This is a genomic window from Janthinobacterium sp. P210005 (assembly GCF_036231865.1).
GTDB classification, from domain to species: Bacteria; Pseudomonadota; Gammaproteobacteria; order Burkholderiales; family Burkholderiaceae_D; genus Janthinobacterium; species Janthinobacterium kumbetense.
Map to the genome: position 1 here is coordinate 438,974 of NZ_JAZARC010000003.1, position 20,216 is coordinate 459,189.

19 protein-coding genes and 1 tRNA gene are annotated in these 20,216 nt (G+C 64.9%); 13 read left to right on the forward strand and 7 right to left on the reverse strand.

Annotated elements, in window-relative coordinates; genetic code table 11:
- Nucleotides 1-16: 16 nt before the first annotated feature.
- The 3 genes from VPH40_RS15710 to VPH40_RS15720 are packed head-to-tail and all read right to left on the reverse strand — an operon-like array spanning nucleotide 17 to nucleotide 4,415.
- The gene (locus VPH40_RS15710) at nucleotides 17-2,410 is read right to left on the reverse strand and encodes an ABC transporter permease (RefSeq protein WP_328573917.1); all 2,394 of its coding nucleotides are present in this window, start codon (nucleotides 2,408-2,410) and stop codon (nucleotides 17-19) included.
- On the reverse strand, nucleotides 2,407-3,087 hold the full coding sequence (locus VPH40_RS15715; RefSeq protein ID WP_328573918.1) for an ABC transporter ATP-binding protein: 681 nt from the start codon (nucleotides 3,085-3,087) through the stop codon (nucleotides 2,407-2,409). The genes VPH40_RS15710 and VPH40_RS15715 overlap by 4 nt, the downstream gene beginning before the upstream one ends.
- A gap of 32 nt (nucleotides 3,088-3,119) precedes the next feature.
- Nucleotides 3,120-4,415: an efflux RND transporter periplasmic adaptor subunit gene (locus VPH40_RS15720; protein ID WP_328573919.1), complete on the reverse strand. Its 1,296-nt coding sequence runs from the start codon at nucleotides 4,413-4,415 to the stop codon at nucleotides 3,120-3,122.
- A gap of 257 nt (nucleotides 4,416-4,672) precedes the next feature.
- On the opposite strand from VPH40_RS15720, the gene VPH40_RS15725 reads away from it, so the two are divergent.
- The 4 genes from VPH40_RS15725 to VPH40_RS15740 all read left to right on the forward strand — a co-directional run bounded on the left by VPH40_RS15725 (nucleotide 4,673) and on the right by VPH40_RS15740 (nucleotide 8,647).
- Nucleotides 4,673-6,016, forward strand: a complete 1,344-nt coding sequence (locus tag VPH40_RS15725; RefSeq protein WP_305062880.1) for a sigma-54-dependent transcriptional regulator — start codon at nucleotides 4,673-4,675, stop codon at nucleotides 6,014-6,016.
- On the forward strand, nucleotides 6,006-7,253 hold the full coding sequence (locus VPH40_RS15730) for a sensor histidine kinase (protein WP_328573920.1): 1,248 nt from the start codon (nucleotides 6,006-6,008) through the stop codon (nucleotides 7,251-7,253). Before VPH40_RS15725 ends, VPH40_RS15730 begins: the two co-directional genes overlap by 11 nt.
- 181 nt (nucleotides 7,254-7,434) lie before the next feature.
- The gene (locus VPH40_RS15735) at nucleotides 7,435-8,304 is read left to right on the forward strand and encodes a head GIN domain-containing protein (RefSeq protein ID WP_099666314.1); all 870 of its coding nucleotides are present in this window, start codon (nucleotides 7,435-7,437) and stop codon (nucleotides 8,302-8,304) included.
- Between the two features lie 70 nt (nucleotides 8,305-8,374).
- The gene (locus VPH40_RS15740; RefSeq protein ID WP_289912879.1) at nucleotides 8,375-8,647 is read left to right on the forward strand and encodes a YkgJ family cysteine cluster protein; all 273 of its coding nucleotides are present in this window, start codon (nucleotides 8,375-8,377) and stop codon (nucleotides 8,645-8,647) included.
- Nucleotides 8,648-8,683: 36 nt separating this feature from the next.
- On the opposite strand, the gene VPH40_RS15745 is transcribed toward VPH40_RS15740, so the two are convergent.
- On the reverse strand, nucleotides 8,684-8,920 hold the full coding sequence (locus VPH40_RS15745; protein WP_305054172.1) for a hypothetical protein: 237 nt from the start codon (nucleotides 8,918-8,920) through the stop codon (nucleotides 8,684-8,686).
- Nucleotides 8,921-9,065: 145 nt separating this feature from the next.
- On the opposite strand from VPH40_RS15745, the gene VPH40_RS15750 reads away from it, so the two are divergent.
- The 7 genes from VPH40_RS15750 (at nucleotide 9,066) to VPH40_RS15780 (ending at nucleotide 16,814) form a co-directional block, all read left to right on the forward strand.
- A complete protein-coding gene (locus VPH40_RS15750; protein ID WP_289900110.1) occupies nucleotides 9,066-9,836 on the forward strand; it encodes a DeoR/GlpR family DNA-binding transcription regulator in 771 nt (256 codons plus the stop codon).
- A 32-nt stretch (nucleotides 9,837-9,868) separates the two neighbouring features.
- Nucleotides 9,869-11,017 (forward strand): MFS transporter, encoded by a 1,149-nt coding sequence (locus tag VPH40_RS15755; protein ID WP_328573921.1) that lies wholly within the window; start codon nucleotides 9,869-9,871, stop codon nucleotides 11,015-11,017.
- Nucleotides 11,018-11,173: 156 nt separating this feature from the next.
- The gene (locus VPH40_RS15760) at nucleotides 11,174-12,019 is read left to right on the forward strand and encodes an undecaprenyl-diphosphate phosphatase (RefSeq protein WP_099666310.1); all 846 of its coding nucleotides are present in this window, start codon (nucleotides 11,174-11,176) and stop codon (nucleotides 12,017-12,019) included.
- A 6-nt stretch (nucleotides 12,020-12,025) separates the two neighbouring features.
- Nucleotides 12,026-13,849: a DNA helicase RecQ gene (gene recQ / locus VPH40_RS15765; protein WP_328573922.1), complete on the forward strand. Its 1,824-nt coding sequence runs from the start codon at nucleotides 12,026-12,028 to the stop codon at nucleotides 13,847-13,849.
- Nucleotides 13,849-14,343 carry a hypothetical protein gene (locus tag VPH40_RS15770; protein WP_328573923.1) on the forward strand — a complete coding sequence of 165 codons (495 nt, stop codon included), beginning with the start codon at nucleotides 13,849-13,851 and terminating at the stop codon, nucleotides 14,341-14,343. The genes recQ and VPH40_RS15770 overlap by 1 nt, the downstream gene beginning before the upstream one ends.
- A gap of 44 nt (nucleotides 14,344-14,387) precedes the next feature.
- Entirely contained in the window at nucleotides 14,388-15,365 is a 978-nt protein-coding gene (locus tag VPH40_RS15775) for a LysR family transcriptional regulator (protein ID WP_034785859.1), read from the forward strand.
- Nucleotides 15,366-15,527: 162 nt separating this feature from the next.
- On the forward strand, nucleotides 15,528-16,814 hold the full coding sequence (locus VPH40_RS15780; protein ID WP_034785857.1) for a Glu/Leu/Phe/Val family dehydrogenase: 1,287 nt from the start codon (nucleotides 15,528-15,530) through the stop codon (nucleotides 16,812-16,814).
- A 141-nt stretch (nucleotides 16,815-16,955) separates the two neighbouring features.
- Here VPH40_RS15780 and galE read toward each other — a convergent pair whose 3' ends face one another.
- The 3 genes from galE to VPH40_RS15795 form a co-directional block, all read right to left on the reverse strand.
- Entirely contained in the window at nucleotides 16,956-17,975 is a 1,020-nt protein-coding gene (gene galE / locus VPH40_RS15785; protein WP_328573924.1) for a UDP-glucose 4-epimerase GalE, read from the reverse strand.
- A gap of 149 nt (nucleotides 17,976-18,124) precedes the next feature.
- Nucleotides 18,125-18,805, reverse strand: a complete 681-nt coding sequence (trmB, locus tag VPH40_RS15790) for a tRNA (guanosine(46)-N7)-methyltransferase TrmB (protein WP_092711937.1) — start codon at nucleotides 18,803-18,805, stop codon at nucleotides 18,125-18,127.
- Nucleotides 18,806-18,897: 92 nt separating this feature from the next.
- Nucleotides 18,898-18,971 (reverse strand) — tRNA-Gly (locus VPH40_RS15795).
- 299 nt (nucleotides 18,972-19,270) lie between these two features.
- Between VPH40_RS15795 and VPH40_RS15800 the strand changes: the two genes are divergently transcribed.
- Both VPH40_RS15800 and VPH40_RS15805 read left to right on the forward strand, forming a co-directional pair.
- Nucleotides 19,271-19,525 (forward strand): hypothetical protein, encoded by a 255-nt coding sequence (locus tag VPH40_RS15800; RefSeq protein ID WP_328573925.1) that lies wholly within the window; start codon nucleotides 19,271-19,273, stop codon nucleotides 19,523-19,525.
- Between the two features lie 301 nt (nucleotides 19,526-19,826).
- Entirely contained in the window at nucleotides 19,827-20,183 is a 357-nt protein-coding gene (locus tag VPH40_RS15805) for a diacylglycerol kinase (RefSeq protein WP_099668335.1), read from the forward strand.
- The last annotated feature ends 33 nt before the right edge of the window (nucleotides 20,184-20,216 follow it).

The following is a 20,216-nucleotide window of genomic DNA, read 5'->3' on the forward strand; positions in this document are numbered from 1 at the left end:
GCTATCCCTTGAAGTATCAGTCAGCGCGCAAGGCCAGCGCCGGCGCCATGCGCATGGCCGACCAGGTGTGCCGCACGGTGGCCAGCAGGGCCACCAGCATAGCCAGCAGCAATGCCGCCGCCAGGGGCCAGGCGCCCAGCGGCGCGCGCTCGACAAAGCCGGCCAGGTAGCGCGCGATGCCCAGGGCCGCCAGCGGCAGGCCCAATACGGCGCCGGCGGCAAGCAGCAGCATGAACTCGCGTCCCACCAGGCGGGCGATGGCGGCGCGGCCGGCGCCATGCAACTTGCGCAGCACAATTTCACGGCTGCGGCGCTGCACGCTGTAGGCCGACAGCACGTAGATGCCGAAGGCGGCGAGCAGCAGGGCGATCAGGCTGGCCAGGCCGAGCATGCGCGCCAGGCGCAGATCTTCGGCATACATCCCCGTCAGCAGGCTTTGCGCCGTGCGCAGTTCCAGCATCCGCTCCGGAAAATAGCGCCGCCACAGCGGTTCGATGCGCGCATGGGCCGCGGCCACGGCGTCCGCGCTGCGCAAGGACAGCGTGCCGCCATGGCGCAAATCGAACAGCATCGGCTGGGCCGCCTGGCGCATGTCCTGGAAGCGGATCGGCGGCGCAATGCCAATGATCACCTGCCCGTCCGGCATCGCCTGCCCCACGGCGGCCTGCGGCGTGGGGTAGCCCAGCGCCAGCGCCGCCGCCGCATTGAGCACCACCACCTGGCTGCCGACCCTGTCCCGCGCCGCATCGAACAATCGCCCGTGCAGGGGCACGATGCGGTGCAGGTCGAACCAGCCCGGCGTCATGGGTTTGTATTCGAGGCGCACGTCGCGCCCGTCGCGCGTCCTGACGCTGCCGACGACCTTGCTGCCATCGCGCCCGACCGCTTCCAGGATGCCCGCCACGCCGGCGATACCGGGCAGGCGCGCCAGCGCCTCTTCGAAGGCACGCGCCTGCGGGCTGTCCTCGCTCCCGGGCGGCAAGTCCAGCACCAGCAAGCCATCCGGCGCAAAGCCCGGCGAGGCATGGCTGCCATACCAGGCTTGCCAGCCGACGGCCAGGGTCGCGGCGCACAGCGCCATGGCGGCGCCGAACTGCAATACCGTCAGCACGCGGCGCAGCCACAGGCCAGCCGCCGTTTCGCTGTTGCCGCGGCCGGCCAGCGCGGGACCGGGCCGCACGCGCAGCGCGCACCAGGCGGGATAGGCGCCCGCGCACAAGCCCGTGAGCACGCCGGACAGCAAGGCGCCGGCGCAGCGCCAGGCAGTGAACATATCGTCCAGCGGCCGCTGTACCAGCTCGGCGAAGAGCTGCAGCGCCAGCCAGGCCAGCAGCAAGCCGACGGCGGCCGCCAGCAGCGCCGTCAGCACCGACTCGGCCAGGAACTGCCGCACCAGGCGCGCCGCACTGGCGCCGAGCAGCTTGCGCACGCCGATTTCACGTTGGCGGCGCAAGGTGCGCACGGTGGCAAGGTTGACGTAATTGATGACGGCCAGGGCCAGTATCAGCAGCGCCAGCACGGCCAGTCCCGCCACGCTGGCGCGCTGCCCATGCCGCGCCGCCGCGCGGCTGTTGTACAGGTCCGCATCGAAGTAAGCCTGCGCCAGCGGCAGCAGCGCGATGTCGGTGACGTTGCGCCCCTCGAGTGCGCGGCCCATCGAGGCCCCGCGCACCTGCCGGTCTTGCGGCGAATCGTTGACGGCCCGCTGCAGCAGCGCCGCCAGCGCATCGGGGTCTGCGCCGGGGCGCATCCGCAGGTAAATGGCGCCGCGCCCCGTGCCGGAAAAAGCGGCCTCGCGCTGCGCCGCCGGCCAGGCGCTGCTGAGCGTACCCACCAGCACTTCATACGGCACGGTGGTGTTGCGCTGATGGTCGGGCAGGATGGCGCGCACCTGCAGCGTGACGCCGCCGACCCGCAGCAACTGGCCCAGCGCGGGCCCGTCGGCAAACAGTTTGCGCGCCGCCGTCTGCGTCAGCGCCACGGCATCGGGCTGCGCCAGCGTGGACCGCAAGTCGCCCTGCAGCGCCGTCACGCCGAACAGGCTGGCAAAATCCGCATCGACCGCTTGCACGTTCAGTGCATACGGGCGCTCGCCGCGCTGCACGGGCAAAGCCAGTTGCCTGACGATGCTCGCCATCTCCACCGCACCGCTGCGCCGCGCCACGTCGCGCAGCGACAGATAGGCGTAGTTCTGCCACTCGGGGCGGATGAACAGATTGATGCGCTGCTTGACCAGCTGCACGCGCTCGCGCTGCGGTACCTGGCTATCGTAGCCCAGGCTGTAGCCGACAAAGCCCAGCAGCAGAAAGCAGGCCGCGAAACCCACCGCCAGGCCCAGGATGACGGCCACCGAGGCGCCACGCTGCTGCGCCAGCAGGCGCCAGCCGATGCGGAAATCGGCCGCCTTCATGCGGCTTGCAAGGCGTCGACCACGATGCGGCCGTCCAGCAAATGCAGGGTGCGCGATGCCTGCGCCGCATGGTCGGGCGAGTGGGTCACCATCACCACCGTCGTGCCCTCCGCATTGATGCTGCGCAGCAGGCGCATGACTTCATTGCCGTGCGCCGTATCGAGGTTGCCCGTCGGTTCATCGGCCAGCAAGACGGCCGGCCCGGCCACCAGCGCGCGCGCGATCGCCACGCGCTGCTGCTGGCCGCCGGACAGCTGCGACGGCCGGTGTCCCGCGCGGTGGGCCACGCCCAGCTTGTCGAGCATGGCGGCCACGCGCTGGCGCCGTTCGCACGCCGACGTGCCGTTGTATTCGAGTGCCAGCTCCACGTTCTCGAACACGCTCAGTTCCTCGATCAGGTTAAAGCTCTGAAAGATGAAGCCGATGCGCCCGCGGCGCAGCACATTGAGCTTCGCCTCGCTCCACCCTGCCACGTTCTGGCCCTCGAACCAGTATTCGCCCTGGCTGGGAATATCGAGCAAGCCCAGCAGACCCAGCAGGGTCGATTTGCCGCAGCCCGACGGGCCCGTGATGGCCACATATTCGCCCGCCTCGATTTCGAGGTCGATGCGGTCCAGGGCCTTGGTCTGGATATCGCCTGACTGATGCAGCTTGCTGACGCCGACTAGTTTGAGCATGGGTGGAACCTTTATGGAAGATGAGAGGGAATTTACCGGCTTATGTGCAATCTGGGGGAATTTCCATAGGCGGCGTAGGCGGACAGGATCACGCGTTCGCCTGCCTGCAGCCCTTGCAGCACTTCGAGCTGGCTGTTGTTGCGCCGGCCGATACGCACCGCGCGCCGCTGCGCCTGGCCGCCGGATGCATCGAGCACGTAGACCCAGGCACCGCCGCTGTCGTTGACGAAGGCGCCGTTCGGCAGCAGCAGCGCGGCGGCCGGCTCGCCCAGGGTGATCTGCGCATCGAGGCTTTGTCCCGGATTGAGCACGGGCGGCTGGCCGTGCGTGAACACCAGTTCCACCGTGAAGCGGCCCTCCTTGATCTGCGGATAAATCGTCTGCACGCTCAGCGCGTAAGTGCGGCCATCCTGGACGATGCTGGCTTGCCGTCCCGCCGCCATGCGGTTCAGGTAAAACTCGTCCACCCTGGCCGACAGCTTGTAGCGCACAGGGTCGTCGATGCGGCCCACATTCTTGCCCGTCGCAATCGACTCGCCCACCTGCAGCCGGAAGTCCGTCAGCCGGCCGGCGGACGGCGCGCGCACGGCCAGGGCATCGACCGTGGCGCCGACCAGCAGCAGGCCCGAACTGAGGCCCGCGATGGACGCCTCAAGCTGGGCGGCCGCATCGCGGCGCACTCGCGCCTCGGCCTGCGCCGCCTGCTGTTCCTGCGCCAGCGCGCGCTGCTGCTGCAGCAGGCTGTCGGCCGACTCCTCCAGCGCCACGCTGGAAATGAAGCCCTGCGCCGCCAGCCTGGCATGGCGCGCATGCTGCTTGCCGCCCTGCTGCAGCACGAACGCCAGGTCGTCCAGGCGGCGCTGGTGCTCGCTGGCGCTGGCCTGCTGCGCCACGCGCAAGTTGGACAAGTTGAAAATCTGCTGCGCATGTTCGGCCTTGCGGGCCAGCAGTTCCAGGTTGCGCTGCGGATTGGAGATGCGGAACAGCAGCTGGCCCTTCGTGACCAGCGCGCCGTCACTGGCAAGCACCTCGTCGATGCGGCCCGACTCGACCGAATCGAGGAGCACGGAATGCAGCGGCTCGGCGCTGGCGCGCACCACCACTTCATCGAGAAAAATGCCGCGCTCTGCGATACCGATGCGCAATTCGGCGGCAGGCACCTGCAAGCCGCGCGGCATGGCCCACCACCCCGCGGCGGCAAGCGCGGCCAGCAGCAACACGCCCGCCAGGCCGGCGGCGACCAGCTTGCGCCGGCTGCGCGGCACGCGCGTATCCATGGCGGCGCCGCTGGCCGGCAAAGGGGGGATCGAAGATCGGGGAGCATGCATATTTATTTTCACGTCTTTCGCACTGGTCTTGTCCCTGCATCAGCAAGCAGCGTGCCAGCGGCAGGCGCCACGCGGACATGCGCCCTGCAGCCGCGCGTCGGCACCGGCGGCGCGGCGCGGTGTCCCGCAGTGTCCATTTCCGGACAGCGGCTGTTCGCAAGCGCACAGCGCCGGCAAACGGGCATGCCCGCAGCAGCCGCCACGCCCCCTGCGCGGCTGCTAGAATGCGCCACCGACCGACGCTCACTATGCTCTCCATGGCCCACACCGCAGCCCACGTCCTGATCCTCGACGACGATATCGATGTCGCCTGCGCCGCACAGCTGCTGCTGCGGCGGCGCTACCGCGATGGCCAAGTCGATACGCTGTGCGACCCGGCGGGGCTGCCCGCGCTGCTGGCCCGGGCCGTGCCCGACGTGGTGCTGCTCGACCTCAATTTCCAGCCCGGCCAGACCGATGGCGCACAAGGCCTGGCCTTGCTCGACCTGCTGCGCGCGCTGCCACGGCCGCCTTGCGTGATCGCCATGACGGCGTATGCTGACGTGCCGCTGGCCGTGGCGGCGCTGCAGCGCGGCGCCGGCGATTTCATCACCAAGCCCTGGGACAACGCGCGCCTGGCCGCCGCCGTGGAACAGGCGCTGGCGCGCCGCGCCGGCATGGCATCGCCAGGCACGGCCGCGCCGGACCTGATGGGCGACTCCCCGGCCATGCGCGCGCTGCGCGCGATGGTCGCCAGCGTCGGTCCCACCGAGGCAAACGTGATGGTGCTCGGTGAAAACGGCGTCGGCAAGGAACTGGTGGCGCGCGCCCTGCACCAGGCCTCGCGCCGCGCCGCCGGTCCCCTGCTGCCGGTGGACATGGGCGCCGTGCCGGAGACAACCTTCGAAAGCGAATTGTTCGGCCACCGCAAGGGCGCGTTCACCGACGCCAGGCATGAACGCGCAGGACGCTTCCAGGCGGCGCGCGGCGGCTCGCTCTTTCTCGATGAAATCGGCAACCTGCCGCTGGCGGCGCAAGCGAAGCTGTTGACGGCGCTGGAACGGCGCGAAGTGACGCCGCTCGGCGCCGACCGTCCGGAAGCGATCGACGTGCGCATCCTCAGCGCCACCAATGTCGATGAAGCGCGGCTGTTCGATCCGGCCGTGTTCCGGCCCGACCTGCTGTTCCGCCTCAATACCATCGTGCTGCGCGTGCCGCCGCTGCGGGCGCGCCGCGAGGATATCGCCATGCTGCTGCGGCACTACCTGGCGCACTACGAAAGCCAGTACCAGCGCCCTGCGCGCGCGCCCGCAGCGGAGGCGCTCGACTACCTGCAGCAGCATGACTGGCCTGGCAATGTGCGCGCGCTGCGCCATGCCTGCGAACGGGCCGTCATCCTGGGGAACGAAGCGCACTACACGCGCGGCGATTTCGGCCTGTTCGACGGCGCCGGCCAGGCGCCAACGGCGCCCGCCCACGCACGCCAGACGCTGGGCGCGCTGGAACGCGACGCCATCCACCGCACGCTGGAGCAGGTCGACGGCAATATCAGCCATGCGGCCAAGGCGCTGGGCATCAGCCGCGCCGCCCTGTACCGCAAGCTGAACAAACATGGCATCTGAGCGCAGCCTCAAGACGACGGCCAGCGCCAGCATCGTCGCCATGCTGGCGCTGGCCGGCGGCGCCGGGTATTTTGTCGCGCTGGCGTCGCCGCGCCTGAGTGTATTGTGCCTGCTGCTGTCGATAGCGCCGGCGTGGCTGCTGTCCCGCTGCCTGACACGCCTCGCGCCGCGCCTGTCACGCCAGGAGTCGACGATGGCAACGGCAATGACGGCGGCGCCGTCGCCTACGCCCGATGAAGAATCGCTGAGGGCGCTCGAAGCCTGTCTCGAGCACGCGCCCATCGCCCTGTTCCGCATCCGGAACGACGCCGAGGAACGCAAGGTAACGCCCCTCAATGCAAGCGCACGGCGCCAGCTGGCGCCCGGACATGCGAGCGAACCGCAACGGTGGCAGCAACTGCTGGCGGCGCAGCCGCCCGGCCAGCGCCGCCTGCTCAGTTTTGACACGGAGCGGGGCGTGGAGCGGGCGCTGGTGGCCGTGGCGGCGCTGACCTTGCAAGGCGCACCGCAGCACTTGGCCGCGCTGATGCCGGTGGAGAGCGAACTGGAAGCCGAGGCGCTCAACGCCTGGCGCGACCTGGTGCAAGTGCTGACGCATGAAATCATGAATTCGCTGACGCCCGTCGCCTCGCTGTCGCGCACGGCCTGCGACCTGCTGGCGGACGTGCGCGCCCTGCTGCCGCACGACACCCATGCCGACCTGGCGACGGCGCTCGACGCCATCGCCCGCCGCGCCGCCAGCCTGGCCGACTTCGTGGCCAGCTACCGCAGCCTGTCCAGCGTGCCCGCGCCGCAACCCGAAGCGGTATGCCTGGAGCAGCTGTTCCAGCGCCTGGAAGCGCTGCTGGCACCGGCCTGGCAGGCGCGCGGCGGCAGGGCGGAATTTTCCGTCGAACCGGCATCACTGGAAGTGCGGATCGATGCAGGCCAGCTGGAACAGGCGCTGATCAATCTGCTCAAGAACGCTGCCGAAGCCACGCAGGGGATTGCTGCGCCGCGCGTCACGGTCAGCGCCCGCCTGAGCCGGGGCGCGCGCCTGCGCATCGAAGTGCGCGACAATGGCCATGGCGTGCCCGATACGCTGGCCGCGCACATCTTCATGCCATTTTTCTCGACCAGGAAGCAGGGGCGCGGCATCGGCCTGGCGCTGGTGCGCCACCTGGCCCATGCCAACGGCGGCACTTTGCGCCATGCGCGGCCCGTCGGCGCCGGCGCCTGTTTCCTGCTCAGCTTTTAAGGCGGACGGCACCGCGTCAGGCGCACGCGCCTGCAGTTCACCCCGCGTTTTACGCAGTTCGTCGCATTTCCCTGCCAGCCAGCGCATCGCTTTGCTATCTTCTCATCGACAGCACGGCAGCCGCGGCGCGGCAGCCGGCTCTTTTCTTGTCCCGAACTAAAACAATCATAAAGGAAACACCATGCGTACCTTGCTGGCCCTGTGCTGTGCCGTTGCCCTTGGCGGTTGCGCCATCGTCATCAACCCCAACGATGGCGAAGTGCGCTATGCCGATTCCAGCAGCAATGTCATCCAGGGCAATGGGCAAGTGAGCCGCGACGTGCGCCAGGTCAGCACCATCAGCGCGCTCGACATCGACAACATGAAGCGCATCGACATCAAGATCGACGTGCGCGTCGGCCCGACGGCATCGCTGGTGATCGAAGCGGACAGCAATCTGCAACCGCTGATCCATAGCGACGTGAACGGCAATACGCTGCGCCTGTGGAGCGACACGAACATTCGCAGCAGCAATGGTATCCACGTCATCTATACGACACCGCAATTGAGGAAGATCAACATCTCCGGCTCGGGCCGCCTGGTGGTCAGCGGCCTGAATGGCGACGATTTCAGCCTGGAACAGCGCGGGTCGATGAAGAGCGAATTGTCGGGCACGACGGGACGCTTCGACGTGGCCAACAATGGCTCGGGCAGCATCAACGCGGCGGCCCTCGCCAGCGGCAACACGGACGCGGTGCAGAACGGTTCCGGCAGCATCCAGCTGGGCAGCGTGCACGGCGAACGCATCAACGTGGCCGTCAACGGCTCGGGCAGCATCAGCGCCAACGGCGCCGTGCAGCGCCTGGACGCCAACGTGAATGGCTCGGGCGATGTCAACCTGGCGTCGCTGCGCAGCGACGTTGCCTATCTGGCGAGCAACGGCTCCGGCGACATCGACGTCAGCGTCCAGAATGAAGTCAACGCACGCGCCAGCGGTTCCGGCCGCATCACCGTGCATGGCGATCCGGCCCGCCGCACTTTATCGGGCAAACGCGTCAGCATCGTGCGCTGAACGCGCCCGGGCAACACATGGGAGCCGGCTTGCTATACTGTCGGCTCCTCACCCGCCCGTCTGAACTCCCATGTCACCATCTGCCACCCTGGCATGCCGTCCCTCGTGCGGCGCCTGCTGCACCGCACCGTCCATCACCAGCCCGATTCCCGGCATGCCGGAGGGAAAACCGGCGGGCGTGCGCTGCGTGCAGCTGGCCGATGACAACCGTTGCAAGATCTTTGGCCAGCCGGAACGGCCCGCGTTTTGCGGCGGCTTGCAGCCATCTGCGGAGATGTGCGGCGACAGCCGCGAACACGCGGTGCACTGGCTGGCCGAGCTGGAACGGCTGACGGCGCCCTGAGCGGCGGCGCGCACGGCGTCCCTGCTTGCGTCGCGCTTAGCGCGCGTCTTCCGCTTCCTCGGCGTCGCGCTGCCGCTTGTATTCCAGCAAGGTGGCAATCCCCAGATAGATCAGCAGCAGGCACACGGAATCGCGTGCATCGCTCCAGCCCAGCGTGTCATGACGCATCCAATGCAGCGCATTCAACACGATCATCATGCCCAGGATCAACCATCCACTGCGGCGCAGGGCGCGGCCCGGCAAGCTTGCCTTGAAAGAGATACTTGAAAACATGGCTGCCCTTATTTTATTCCATTTTTTACAACACTAACAGAACTTATATCTTTTCGGCAATATTTGATGGAAACCTGCGTACGCTTGACTCTGTTTGCACGTTTGCGTATATTCATGCACATTCCTGCACGTTTATAGGTTCACCATGTCCGCCACCCTGCTCCTCAAACAACGCCACGCGCTGATCCAGCAACAATTGCATGCCGACGGTCGCGTGCTGGCGCTGGACCTGGCGCGCCAGCTCGACGTATCCGAAGATACGATACGGCGCGATCTGCGCGAGATGGCGGCGGCCGGCCTGTGCCAGCGCGTGTATGGCGGCGCCCTGCCGCTGGCGCCGGACGGCGGCACCTTGAGCCAGCGCAAGCAGGAAGCGCCGGAACGCAAGGCGCGCCTGGCGCAGGCCGCCGTCTCCCTCGTGCGCGCGGGCCAGGTGCTGTTTCTCGATGCGGGCTCGACCAACCTGGCCATCGCCAGCGCCCTGCCAGAGTTAGCGCTCACTGTCATCACCAACGCGCCAGCCATTGCCATGGCCCTGATGGAACGCCCGGAAATCGAGTTGATCATGGCTGGCGGCAGGGTCGACCGCCGCGCCGGCGCCAGCCTGGGACCGCAGGCGCTGCGCACCGTCGAGCGCATGCATCCCGACCTGTGCTTCCTCGGCGCTTGCGGCGCCGATGCGGACGCAGGCGTGACAGCGTTCAATTACGACGAGGCGGAATTCAAGCGCAGCATCGCCGGCGCCAGCAAGGCGGTGGTCGTGGCCGTCACCAGCGACAAGCTGGGCACCGCCGCACCCTTTGGCGTATTGGCCACGGGCTTGCTGCAGCACCTGGTGCTGGAAGCCGATGCCGACGCTGCCCACGTGGCCGCCTTTGAACGGCTGGGCGTACAAGTGTTGCGCGCCCGCGCCTGATTTTATCCACCCCGACTTTGAAAAGCTCCCCCATGCATCTCACCGGCACCCTGCAACAACGCGCCACGCGCCTGGTCTTCTTCGCCGCCGGCCTCGGCATGGCCGCCTGGGCGCCCTTGGTTCCCTACGCCAAGTCGCGCCTGGGCCTCGATGAAGCCACCCTCGGCATTTTGCTGCTGTGCCTGGGCGCTGGCTCGCTGTGCGCGATGCCGTTTACGGGCATGCTCACGGCACGCTTCGGCTGCCGCAAGGTCATCGTCGGCGCCGGCCTGCTGCTGACCGCCATCCTGCCCGGCCTGGCGCTGGCCGCCACGCCGCTGCAACTGGGCCTAGTGCTGCTGGTGTTCGGCGCGGCCATGGGCACGTTTGACGTGGCCATCAATATCCAGGCCGTGATCATCGAAAAAGCCAACGGCGGCGCCATGATGTCGGGCTTTCATGCGCTGTTCAGCGTGGGCGGCTTCGCCGGTGCGGCCTGCATGGCCCTGCTGTTGTGGCTGGGCCTGACGCCGGCCTGGTCCTGCGTGGTGGTGATGCTGCTGCTGTGCGGCGTGCTGGGCGCGGCGCAAGGCCATCTGCTGCCGACGGCGTCCGCCTCCGGCGAAAAGACGCCGCTGTTCGTCATGCCGCATGGCGCCGTCATTTTCATTGGCCTGTTGTGCTTTATCGTCTTCCTGGCCGAAGGCGCCATCCTCGACTGGAGCGCCCTGTTCCTCACCACCACGCGCGGCGTGGAAGAAGCCAAGGGTGGCCTCGGCTACGCCGCCTTCGCCATCGCCATGACGGTGGGCCGCTTCACCGGCGACAAGGTGGTCAGCCGCTTTGGCGGAAAGCGTGTGCTCACTTTTGGCGGCTTGTGTGCAGCGGCAGGCTTCTTCTTGGCCGTGCTGGCGCCGCACGCCAGCCTGGCCATGCTAGGCTTCGTGCTGATCGGCCTGGGCGCGGCAAATATCGTGCCCATCCTGTTTACGGCGGCAGGCAACCAGCATGCCATGCCGGCCAGCCTGGCCGTGGCGGCCATCACCACCATCGGCTACGCGGGCATCCTGGCCGGCCCGGCCGTGATCGGCTTCGTCGCCCACGCCACCAGCCTGAATATCGCCTTTGCCATGCTGGGCGCCACCCTGCTGCTGGTGGCGGCCAGCGCGCGCCTGGTGGCGCAGGCAAAACAAGTATCCTGATCCTTCCTCCCGCCTGGCGGACGGCGCTAAAAAAGCGCCGCCCAACTGCGCCCAAATAAGGTTCGCGGGCCTGCGGCATGGTAAGCTTCGACCCCGCGCACATTGCTGGCGCCACGCGGTTACCCCATCCTGTCACTTATACCCGTTTATACATCTATGGATCTCATTCTTGCGTTAAAAGCCATCATCATGGGGCTGGTCGAAGGTTTTACCGAATTCTTGCCGATTTCGTCCACGGGGCATCTGATCCTGGCCGGCAGTCTGCTCGACTTTACCAAGGATGTCTCGAAAGAAGTCATGGACGTCTTCGAGATCGCCATCCAGGCCGGTGCCATCCTGGCCGTGTGCTGGGAATACCGCCAGCGCATCGGCAGCGTGCTGTCCACCTTCAGCACCGAAGTCAAGTCGCGCAAATTCGTGCTGAACGTGGCCATCGCCTTCATTCCGCTGGCCGTCATCGGCCTGGCCATCGGCAAGATGATCAAGCATGCGCTGTTCAAGCCAGTACCGGTCGCCATGGCCTTCATCATCGGCGGCATCATCATCTTGCTGGTGGAGCGCCGCGCGCGCACCAACCCCGTCACCGTGCGCGTCAACTCGGTCGATGAAATGACGCCGTTCGACGCCCTGAAGGTGGGCTGCGCGCAGGCATTCGCGCTGATTCCGGGCACCAGCCGTTCCGGCTCGACCATCATCGGCGGCATGCTGCTGGGCCTGTCGCGCAAGACAGCCACCGAATTCTCGTTCTTCCTGGCCATCCCGACCTTGTTCGCGGCCACCTTCTACTCGCTGTACAAAGCGCGCGACATCCTGTCGGCCACCGACGTGCCCCTGTTCGGCCTGGGCACCGTGGCCGCCTTCATTTCCGCCTTCCTGTGCGTGCGCTGGCTGCTGCGCTACATCAGCTCGCACGACTTCACGTTTTTTGCCTGGTACCGCATTGTGTTCGGCTTGCTGGTGTTGGCCAGCGCCCACTACGGCTGGGTTGTTTGGGCAGAATAAGGCACTATGAATCAAGATCTTAACCAGCGCGCGCTGCACCTGCTGCAAACCGTTTTCGGCTACCCGGCCTTCCGCGGCCAGCAAGCCGACATCGTCGACCACGTCAGCCATGGCGGCGACGCGCTGGTGCTGATGCCCACGGGCGGCGGCAAATCCCTGTGCTACCAGATTCCCGCCCTGCTGCGCGACGGCGTCGGCGTCGTCGTCTCGCCATTGATCGCGCTGATGCAGGACCAGGTGGACGCGCTGGAGGAAGTCGGCGTGCGCGCCGCCTTCCTCAATTCCACGCAAACCTACGAAGAAGCGAGCCGCATCGAGCGCCTAGTGCGCACAGGCGGCATCGACGTCGTCTACGTGGCGCCAGAACGCCTGATGACGCAGCGTTGCCTGGACCTGTTCCAGGCCTCGAAGATCTCCCTGTTCGCCATCGACGAGGCGCACTGCGTGGCCCAGTGGGGCCACGACTTCCGTCCCGAATACATCAAGCTGTCGGTGCTGCACGAACAGTTCCCGGACGTGCCGCGCATCGCGCTCACGGCCACGGCCGACCCGCAGACGCGCGCCGAAATCGCGCTGCGTTTGCAACTGGAAGACGCGCGCCAGTTCGTCTCGTCCTTCGACCGCCCGAACATCCGCTACCAGATCGTGGAAAAGGCGAATGGCCGCAAGCAGCTGCTCGACTTCATCAACACGGAACACACGGGCGACTGCGGCATCGTCTACTGCCTGTCGCGCAAGAAAGTCGAGGAAACGGCGGAATTTCTGAACCAGAGCGGCATCCGCGCCCTGCCCTATCACGCCGGCATGGAATACGCGAAACGCAGCGCCAACCAGGCGCGCTTCCTGCGCGAAGAAAACATCGTCATGGTCGCCACCATCGCCTTCGGCATGGGCATCGACAAGCCCGACGTGCGTTTCGTCGCCCACCTGGATCTGCCGAAAAGCATCGAGGGCTATTACCAGGAAACGGGCCGCGCGGGCCGCGACGGCATGGCCGCCAATGCCTGGATGGCGTACGGCTTGCAGGACGTGGTGCTGCAGCGGCGCATGATCGACGAGTCCGAGGCGGACGACACCTTCAAGCGCGTGCTGGGCGTCAAACTCGACGCCATGCTGGGCCTGTGCGAAACGCTCAGCTGCCGCCGCATGCGATTGCTCGAATACTTCGGCGAACCGGCTTCGCCGTGCGGCAATTGCGATACCTGCCTGGTGCCGCCCGTGTCGTTCGACGGCACCGTGCCCGTGCAAAAACTGCTGTCGGCCATCTACCGCGTCGACCAGCGCTTCGCCGGCGGCCACGTGATCGACGTGCTGCGCGGCGTGGAATCGGAACGCATCAAGACCTGGCACCACGATGCACTGTCCGTCTTCGGCATCGGCTCGGACCTGGGCGAAGCGGAATGGAAATCGATTCTGCGCCAGGCCATCGCGCTGGGCCTCGTCTCGGTCGACCATGAACAATACAGCTCGCTGAAACTGACGGATGCCTCGCGCCCCGTGCTCAAGGGCGGCCAGAAAGTGCAGCTGCGCCAGTACCAGAAACCGGTGAAAACCAGCAAGCGCAGCACCAGCGTGGCGAAAGGTTATGTCGAGACGGATCTGTCCACCAGCGAGCAGGCGATTTTCGACAAGCTGCGCTGGTGGCGCGTGGAGACGGCACGCACACACAACGTGCCGGCCTACGTGATTTTTGTCGACGCCACCCTGCGCGAAATCGCCAAGGCCAAGCCCACCTCGCTCGAGCAGATGCGCGGCGTGAGCGGCGTGGGCGAGAAAAAACTGGCCTCGTACGGCGACGAAATCGTCGCCATGATACTGGAGATGATTTGATGGAAGATTTGATGGAAGCACTCTCGTCCGACCTGATCTATCAGGCCGTGAAAATTCTCGGCGCCCAGCCCGACGCCGAAGACGAGGTGGAAGCGCAAGTACGGTTACTGGTGCAGGACGATCTCACCGTGCGCCGCCTGGCCGACGTGGTGCCGGAAGCCTTCGGCCTGGTGCTGGCGTCGCACCTTCCCGGCGCCGAAAACATGACCCTGCCCCATACGTTCTGCGCCCAGGACGAGGACGGCGAATGGGTGGAGTTTCCCATGCGCCGCGAGCCGATCTTTGTCGTCGCCGCGGATATCGCCCAGCATACCTTCCACAACGGCCCGCGCGCGCTGATACAAAACCTGGCCAGCCGCAGCTCCCTGCTGTCGGCCATCAACAAGGCCTTGAATGCGGGCGGCTCGCTCGAAGGCACGACCCTGGGTCCGCCATCCTTCTTCGGCCTGCCTGCATCGCTGTACCAGCCGGCGGCATCGACCAGCACGGCCTGACCACTTTACCTTGCCTCTGCCCTTGATAACGGAATGCTGCCGCGATGGAAACCAAATGGCTGGAAGACTTCATCTCGCTCGCTGAAACGCATAACTTCAGCCGTTCCGCGGCCCTGCGCCACGTCACTCAGCCAGCATTCTCGCGGCGCATCCAGTCGCTGGAAAACTGGCTCGGTATCGACCTGGTCGACCGCACGTCCTACCCGACGCGACTGACGCCGGCCGGCGCCGTGTTCTACGAGCAGGCGCTGGAAATGCTGGGACAGATCAACGGCGTGCGCGCCCTGTTGCGCGGCAAGCGGGCCGCCACGCAGACGAGCGTCGATTTCGCCGTGCCCCACACCCTCTCACTGACCTTCATGCCGAAGTGGCTGACGGCCCTGGAAGAAGGTTTTGCGCCGATCAACAGCCGCCTGATGGCCCTGAACGTGCACGACGCCGTGCTGCAGCTGGTCGACGGCGGCTGTGACCTGCTGCTGTGCTATCACCATCCGCGCCAGCCGGTGCAGCTGGACCCGGGCCGCTACGACATGCTGGTGATGGGCCGCGAAACCCTGCGCGCCTATGCGCGCTGCGGCCAGGACAAGGTGCCGGACTTCGTCCTGCCCGGCAGCGCCAAGGAGCCGCTGCCCTTCCTCTCCTACACCAGCAACGCCTACCTGGGACGCATGGTGGAATTGCTGGTGGCCGACGCCAAGGCGCCGCTGTTCCTGGAAACCTGCTACGAAACGGACATGGCGGAAGGCTTGAAAATGATGGCGCTGGAAGGCCGCGGCATCGCCTTCCTGCCCGAATCGGCCGTCATGCGCGACGTCAAATACAAACACCTGGCGCGCGCCGATGGCGGTGCGCCAGGCTGGGAAATCGAGCTGGAAATCCGCCTGTACCGCGAACGCCCATCAAGCCTGCGTCCCGGCAAGCAGATCGTCGAAAGCCTGTGGCAATACCTGGTGCAGTCGCAGGATGGCAAGGCGCGCATGGGCAAGCGCCGCAAACGCGCCACCGAGGCCACCCAGTCCTGACTGGCAATCCTGGCAACACAACTATGCAATAAATGCATAACCGGATGCGCACAAAGCATTGGCCGGGGCATGAGGCTATCGCCTACGATGCGGTTCCGCTGCGCGCAGCTGCATATCGGCTGTGCCTCTAACGTATTCGTATTGTCCAGGAGCTTATCAAGCATGACCAGCAAGCACGCACTTCCTTCCTACCTGAATCCTGAAGACCTTGGCCCATGGGGCGTCTACCTCGAGCAGATCGACCGCGTTACGCCGTACCTGGGCAACCTGTCGCGCTGGGTGGAAACGCTGAAGCGTCCAAAGCGCATCCTGACGGTCGACGTGCCCATCGAGCGCGATGACGGCACCATTGCCCACTACGAAGGCTACCGCGTGCAGCACAATCTGTCGCGCGGCCCGGGCAAGGGCGGCGTGCGCTTCCACCAGGACGTGACGTTATCGGAAGTGATGGCCCTGTCGGCCTGGATGACGGTCAAGAATGCCGCGGTCAACGTGCCATACGGCGGCGCCAAGGGCGGTATCCGTGTCGATCCGAAAACCCTGTCGCGCAACGAACTGCAACGCCTGACCCGCCGCTACACGAGCGAGATCAGCATGATCATCGGACCGAACAAGGATATCCCGGCGCCGGACGTCAACACGAATGAACAAGTCATGGCGTGGATGATGGACAGCTACGCCATGATCGGCGGCAATATGTCGACCGGCGTGGTGACGGGTAAACCAATCTCGCTGGGCGGCAGCCTGGGCCGCCGCGATGCGACGGGCCGCGGCGTGTTCGTCGTCGGTTGCGATGCGGCCGCCAAGGTCGGCATGTCGCTCGAAGGCGCAAAAGTCATCGTGCAAGGTTTTGGCAACGTGGGCGGCGTCGCTGCACGCATGTTCGCTGAAGCCGGCTCGAAAGTGGTGGCGGTACAAGACCACAAGACCACCGTCGTGCACGCTGGCGGCTTGAACATCCCGCAATTGCTGGCACACGTGGCCGAAGTGGGCAGCGTCGAAGGTTTCCCAGGCGCCGAGGCATTCGTGCCACGCGAAGATTTCTGGGGCATCGATTGCGACATCCTGATCCCGGCCGCGCTGGAACAGCAGATCACGGCTGAACGCGCTCAAGTCATTCGCGCCAAGATCATCCTGGAAGGCGCCAACGGCCCGACCCTGCCGGCAGCGGACGACATCCTGACCGACCGCGGCGTACTGATCGTGCCGGACGTGCTGGCCAACGCCGGCGGCGTGACCGTCAGCTACTTCGAGTGGGCGCAGAACTTCTCGAGCTTCTTCTGGACGGAAGAAGAAATCAACAGCCGCCTGACCCGCATCATGCGCGAAGCGTTCGACGCAGTATGGCAAGTGTCGCAAGAGAAGAAAGTGTCGATGCGTACCGCGACCTTCATCCTGGCATGCACCCGCGTCCTGCAAGCTCGCGAAGTGCGCGGCCTGTACCCTTAATGGCTGCCTGAGAAAATGCCTGGGGCGTTGTTGCCGTGCCTAGCCCCGGGTATTTTTCAGGCGCCATTGGGTTGATGGCGCTCTAAAAAAATCCCGCCACACTTGCGTGTGAGCGGGATTTTTTGTATCTGGCGGATTTTTTTACGCCGCGTAGCCTTGCGGATTCTGGTGCTGCCAGCGCCAGTGGTCGCGGCACATGTCGTCGATGTTTTTCTGTGCTTGCCAGCCCAGCAGTTCCTTTGCCTTGTCGGCCGAGGCGTAGCAGCTGGCGATGTCGCCCGGGCGGCGCGGCACGATGTCGTACGGTACCTGACGGCCGCTGGCGGCTTCGAAGGCGCGTACGGTGTCGAGCACGCTGTAGCCGTGGCCCGTGCCCAGGTTGACGGTAAAGCCACCCTCGGTGGCAAACAGGCGGTTCAACGCGGCCACGTGGCCCAGCGCCAGGTCGACCACGTGGATATAGTCGCGTACGCCCGTGCCGTCCGGCGTGGCGTAGTCGTTGCCGAAGACCGCCAGGCGTTCGCGGCGGCCCACGGCCACCTGGGCGATGAACGGCATCAGGTTGTTCGGGATGCCGGCCGGATCTTCGCCGATCAAGCCGCTGGCATGCGCGCCCACCGGATTGAAGTAGCGCAACACGCCGACTTGCCACTGGGCATCGGCATGCACGAGATCAGCCAAGATCTGCTCGACCATCAGCTTCGAGCGGCCATACGGGTTGGTCACGGACAGGCGCGACGATTCCAGAATCGGCAAGGCCTCCGGGTCGCCATACACGGTGGCCGACGAGCTGAACACAAAACGTTTCACATTCGCCGCCGCCAGCACTTCCAGCAAGGCCACGGTGCCCGTGACATTGTTGTCCATGTACATCAGTGGCTGCGCCACGGATTCGCCCACCGCCTTCAAGCCTGCGAAATGGATCACGGCATCGATGGCGTGCTCGCGCAGGACGGCGGCCATGGCCGCGCGGTCGCGCACGTCCGCTGCATAGAAGGGTACGCTTTTGCCGGAGATGCGCTCCACGCGCGCCATCGCTTCGCGCGCGCTATTGCACAGGTTATCCACCGCGACGACTTCAAAGCCGGCAGCCAGCAATTCGACACAGGTATGCGAGCCGATGAAACCGGATGCGCCCGTCACGAGTATTTTCTTGGACATAATATTGGTCAATGCAAAAAAGATAAGACTACCGTAATTTCACCACCTTGCCTAGGCAGCGCACGCTAGCGCGCGCATGAAAAAAGCCTGCGGCGTCGCCGCGGCAGGCTTGTTCTCGCGCAAACGGCACACGTGGGCAAACCGCCAGGTTATTTCTTGATGAACACCAGATCCCACACGCCATGGCCCAGCTTCAAGCCGCGGTTTTCAAACTTGGTCAGCGGACGATACGCCGGCTGCGGCGCATAGCCATCGGCGCTATTGCGCAATTGCGGCTCGGCGCCCAGCACTTCCAGCATTTGCACCGCGTAATCTTCCCAATCGGTCGCGCAATGCAGATAGCCGCCCGGCGCCAGGCGATCGGTCAATTGCTTGACGAATGGCGACTGGATCAGGCGGCGCTTGTTGTGGCGCGCCTTGTGCCATGGGTCAGGGAAAAAAACGTGGATACCGGCCAAGGAATTGGCTGGGATCATGTGCGTGAGCACTTCCACGGCATCGTGCTGCAGCAGACGCAGATTCGTCAGCGACTCTTCACCGATCAGCTTCAACAGACTGCCAACACCAGGCGTATGCACTTCGACGCCGATGAAATCCTTCTCCGGCATGGCTTTGGCGATATGCGCGGTCGTCGCGCCCATGCCGAAGCCGATTTCCAGGATGACGGGCGCCTTGCGGCCGAACACCTGCTCGAAATCCATCGGTTCTTTGGCGAAAGGCAACAGAAACTGCGGGCCCAGGGTCTCGAGCGCGCGCGCCTGCGCTACGGAAAGCCGTCCCGCGCGGGTCACGAAACTGCGGATGCGGTGTTCGGTCGGATCGTACATCATCGGCCGCGCCGGGCCGTTTGCTGGGGTATCAGAAGACATGGGAATGGAGAAATAAGTGGCTGCGCCGCATCAAGCCAGGCGCCAGCGAAAAATGGAGCGGGTGAAGGGAATCGAACCCTCGTCGTAAGCTTGGGAAGCTTCTGCTCTACCATTGAGCTACACCCGCGAAGCCTGCATTTTACGCGGGATGGCGAGGACTTGGCAAACTTGTGGATCGCTTTCGAATGCATCAGCAATTCCCGCGATATTTAACAAAAACATGGACCGCAGCCTCGGCAAGGTGCCGTTTTTGTTGATAGAGAACAACATCTTCAGGCCGCCAGACACGCAGAATGGTCAGGTATGTAGCTAAAATAGAATAAATTATCGTTGCCACGAACTGTACGGCGCAGACTAGCAAGAGAAATGTTGCTACAATCATGTGACAGTTTAGCATTCCCGCTGTTCAACCTAAAAGGATATCCCATGAAGAAAATTCTGATCGCTTCGGCAATCCTGTGCTTCGCTTCCGCACAAGCCATGGCTCAATCGGCTCCAGCTCCTGTACCAGTCGCAGCGGCACCAGCTGCTGGTGGTGCTGCTGCTGGCGCCGCTGCCGGCGCCACTGTTGCCGGCCTGAGCGTGAGCACCCTGATCGCTATCGGCGCAGCAGTTGCCGTTGTGGCCGGTGCAGCTAGCTCGGACTCGACCACCGCGCACACGACCCCAACCCACCATTAATACCTGGCTGCTCAGGCAGCGACAGGTAGGCCCATCCTGCAGCTTGATGTAAAGCCAAAAGGTGAAGGCCTGACACCGCAATAGTTCACATACTTTAATATGCCAACTATTGCAATAAGAGCCCTTTTCATTTGAAAACGGGCTTTTTTACTTTTTATCAAACATCAAAAAGATTGGCACCAGTCTTTCTGCTGTGGACAAATGATGTCATATCGTATGGCCATGCCTGCGTTCCTCATCTATTCATTGAGAGATCCGCCTTCATGTCAGTAAAATATTGCGCACCATCGCTTCAGTTGCCATGAAGAACCAGCCTCTCCATAAACGCATGGGATTTGCCCTGCAAGGCTTGGGTGCCGCCTTCCGCATGGAATCGAGCTTTCGGCTGCAATGCCTTGCCGCCCTCCTGGTATTGCTTGTACTTGCCTGGTACCGGCCAGCGATGATCTGGTGGGCTTTGTTATTGCTCAACTGTGGCATGGTCCTCGCGGCGGAGCTCTTCAACACCGCTCTCGAAAATCTGATTGATCACCTTCATCCGGCCCTCCATCCCAGCATCAAGATCGTCAAGGACTGCGCCGCAGGAGCCGTGCTCATTCTCAGTATCAGTGCCCTATGCGTGTTTGTTGCTTTTTTGCTTGAAAACGTTGCGTGCTAAGCAGAAATACCGGGGCAGCAAACTACAATACAG

Bases quoted from the DNA above. Each gene is read 5' to 3' on its own strand.
- VPH40_RS15750 (WP_289900110.1), top strand. From the start codon at position 9,066: ATGTCCGCCACCCTGCTCCTCAAACAACGCCACGCGCTGATCCAGCAA.
- VPH40_RS15755 (WP_328573921.1), top strand. From the start codon at position 9,869: ATGCATCTCACCGGCACCCTGCAACAACGCGCCACGCGCCTGGTCTTC.
- VPH40_RS15745 (WP_305054172.1), bottom strand. From the start codon at position 8,920: ATGTTTTCAAGTATCTCTTTCAAGGCAAGCTTGCCGGGCCGCGCCCTG.
- VPH40_RS15710 (WP_328573917.1), bottom strand. From the start codon at position 2,410: ATGAAGGCGGCCGATTTCCGCATCGGCTGGCGCCTGCTGGCGCAGCAG.
- VPH40_RS15715 (WP_328573918.1), bottom strand. From the start codon at position 3,087: ATGCTCAAACTAGTCGGCGTCAGCAAGCTGCATCAGTCAGGCGATATC.
- VPH40_RS15800 (WP_328573925.1), top strand. From the start codon at position 19,271: ATGAAGAAAATTCTGATCGCTTCGGCAATCCTGTGCTTCGCTTCCGCA.
- recQ (WP_328573922.1), top strand. From the start codon at position 12,026: ATGAATCAAGATCTTAACCAGCGCGCGCTGCACCTGCTGCAAACCGTT.
- VPH40_RS15730 (WP_328573920.1), top strand. From the start codon at position 6,006: ATGGCATCTGAGCGCAGCCTCAAGACGACGGCCAGCGCCAGCATCGTC.
- VPH40_RS15780 (WP_034785857.1), top strand. From the start codon at position 15,528: ATGACCAGCAAGCACGCACTTCCTTCCTACCTGAATCCTGAAGACCTT.
- VPH40_RS15770 (WP_328573923.1), top strand. From the start codon at position 13,849: ATGGAAGATTTGATGGAAGCACTCTCGTCCGACCTGATCTATCAGGCC.
- VPH40_RS15735 (WP_099666314.1), top strand. From the start codon at position 7,435: ATGCGTACCTTGCTGGCCCTGTGCTGTGCCGTTGCCCTTGGCGGTTGC.
- VPH40_RS15760 (WP_099666310.1), top strand. From the start codon at position 11,174: ATGGATCTCATTCTTGCGTTAAAAGCCATCATCATGGGGCTGGTCGAA.
- VPH40_RS15775 (WP_034785859.1), top strand. From the start codon at position 14,388: ATGGAAACCAAATGGCTGGAAGACTTCATCTCGCTCGCTGAAACGCAT.
- VPH40_RS15740 (WP_289912879.1), top strand. From the start codon at position 8,375: ATGTCACCATCTGCCACCCTGGCATGCCGTCCCTCGTGCGGCGCCTGC.
- VPH40_RS15725 (WP_305062880.1), top strand. From the start codon at position 4,673: ATGGCCCACACCGCAGCCCACGTCCTGATCCTCGACGACGATATCGAT.
- galE (WP_328573924.1), bottom strand. From the start codon at position 17,975: ATGTCCAAGAAAATACTCGTGACGGGCGCATCCGGTTTCATCGGCTCG.
- VPH40_RS15720 (WP_328573919.1), bottom strand. From the start codon at position 4,415: ATGCATGCTCCCCGATCTTCGATCCCCCCTTTGCCGGCCAGCGGCGCC.
- VPH40_RS15805 (WP_099668335.1), top strand. From the start codon at position 19,827: ATGAAGAACCAGCCTCTCCATAAACGCATGGGATTTGCCCTGCAAGGC.
- trmB (WP_092711937.1), bottom strand. From the start codon at position 18,805: ATGATGTACGATCCGACCGAACACCGCATCCGCAGTTTCGTGACCCGC.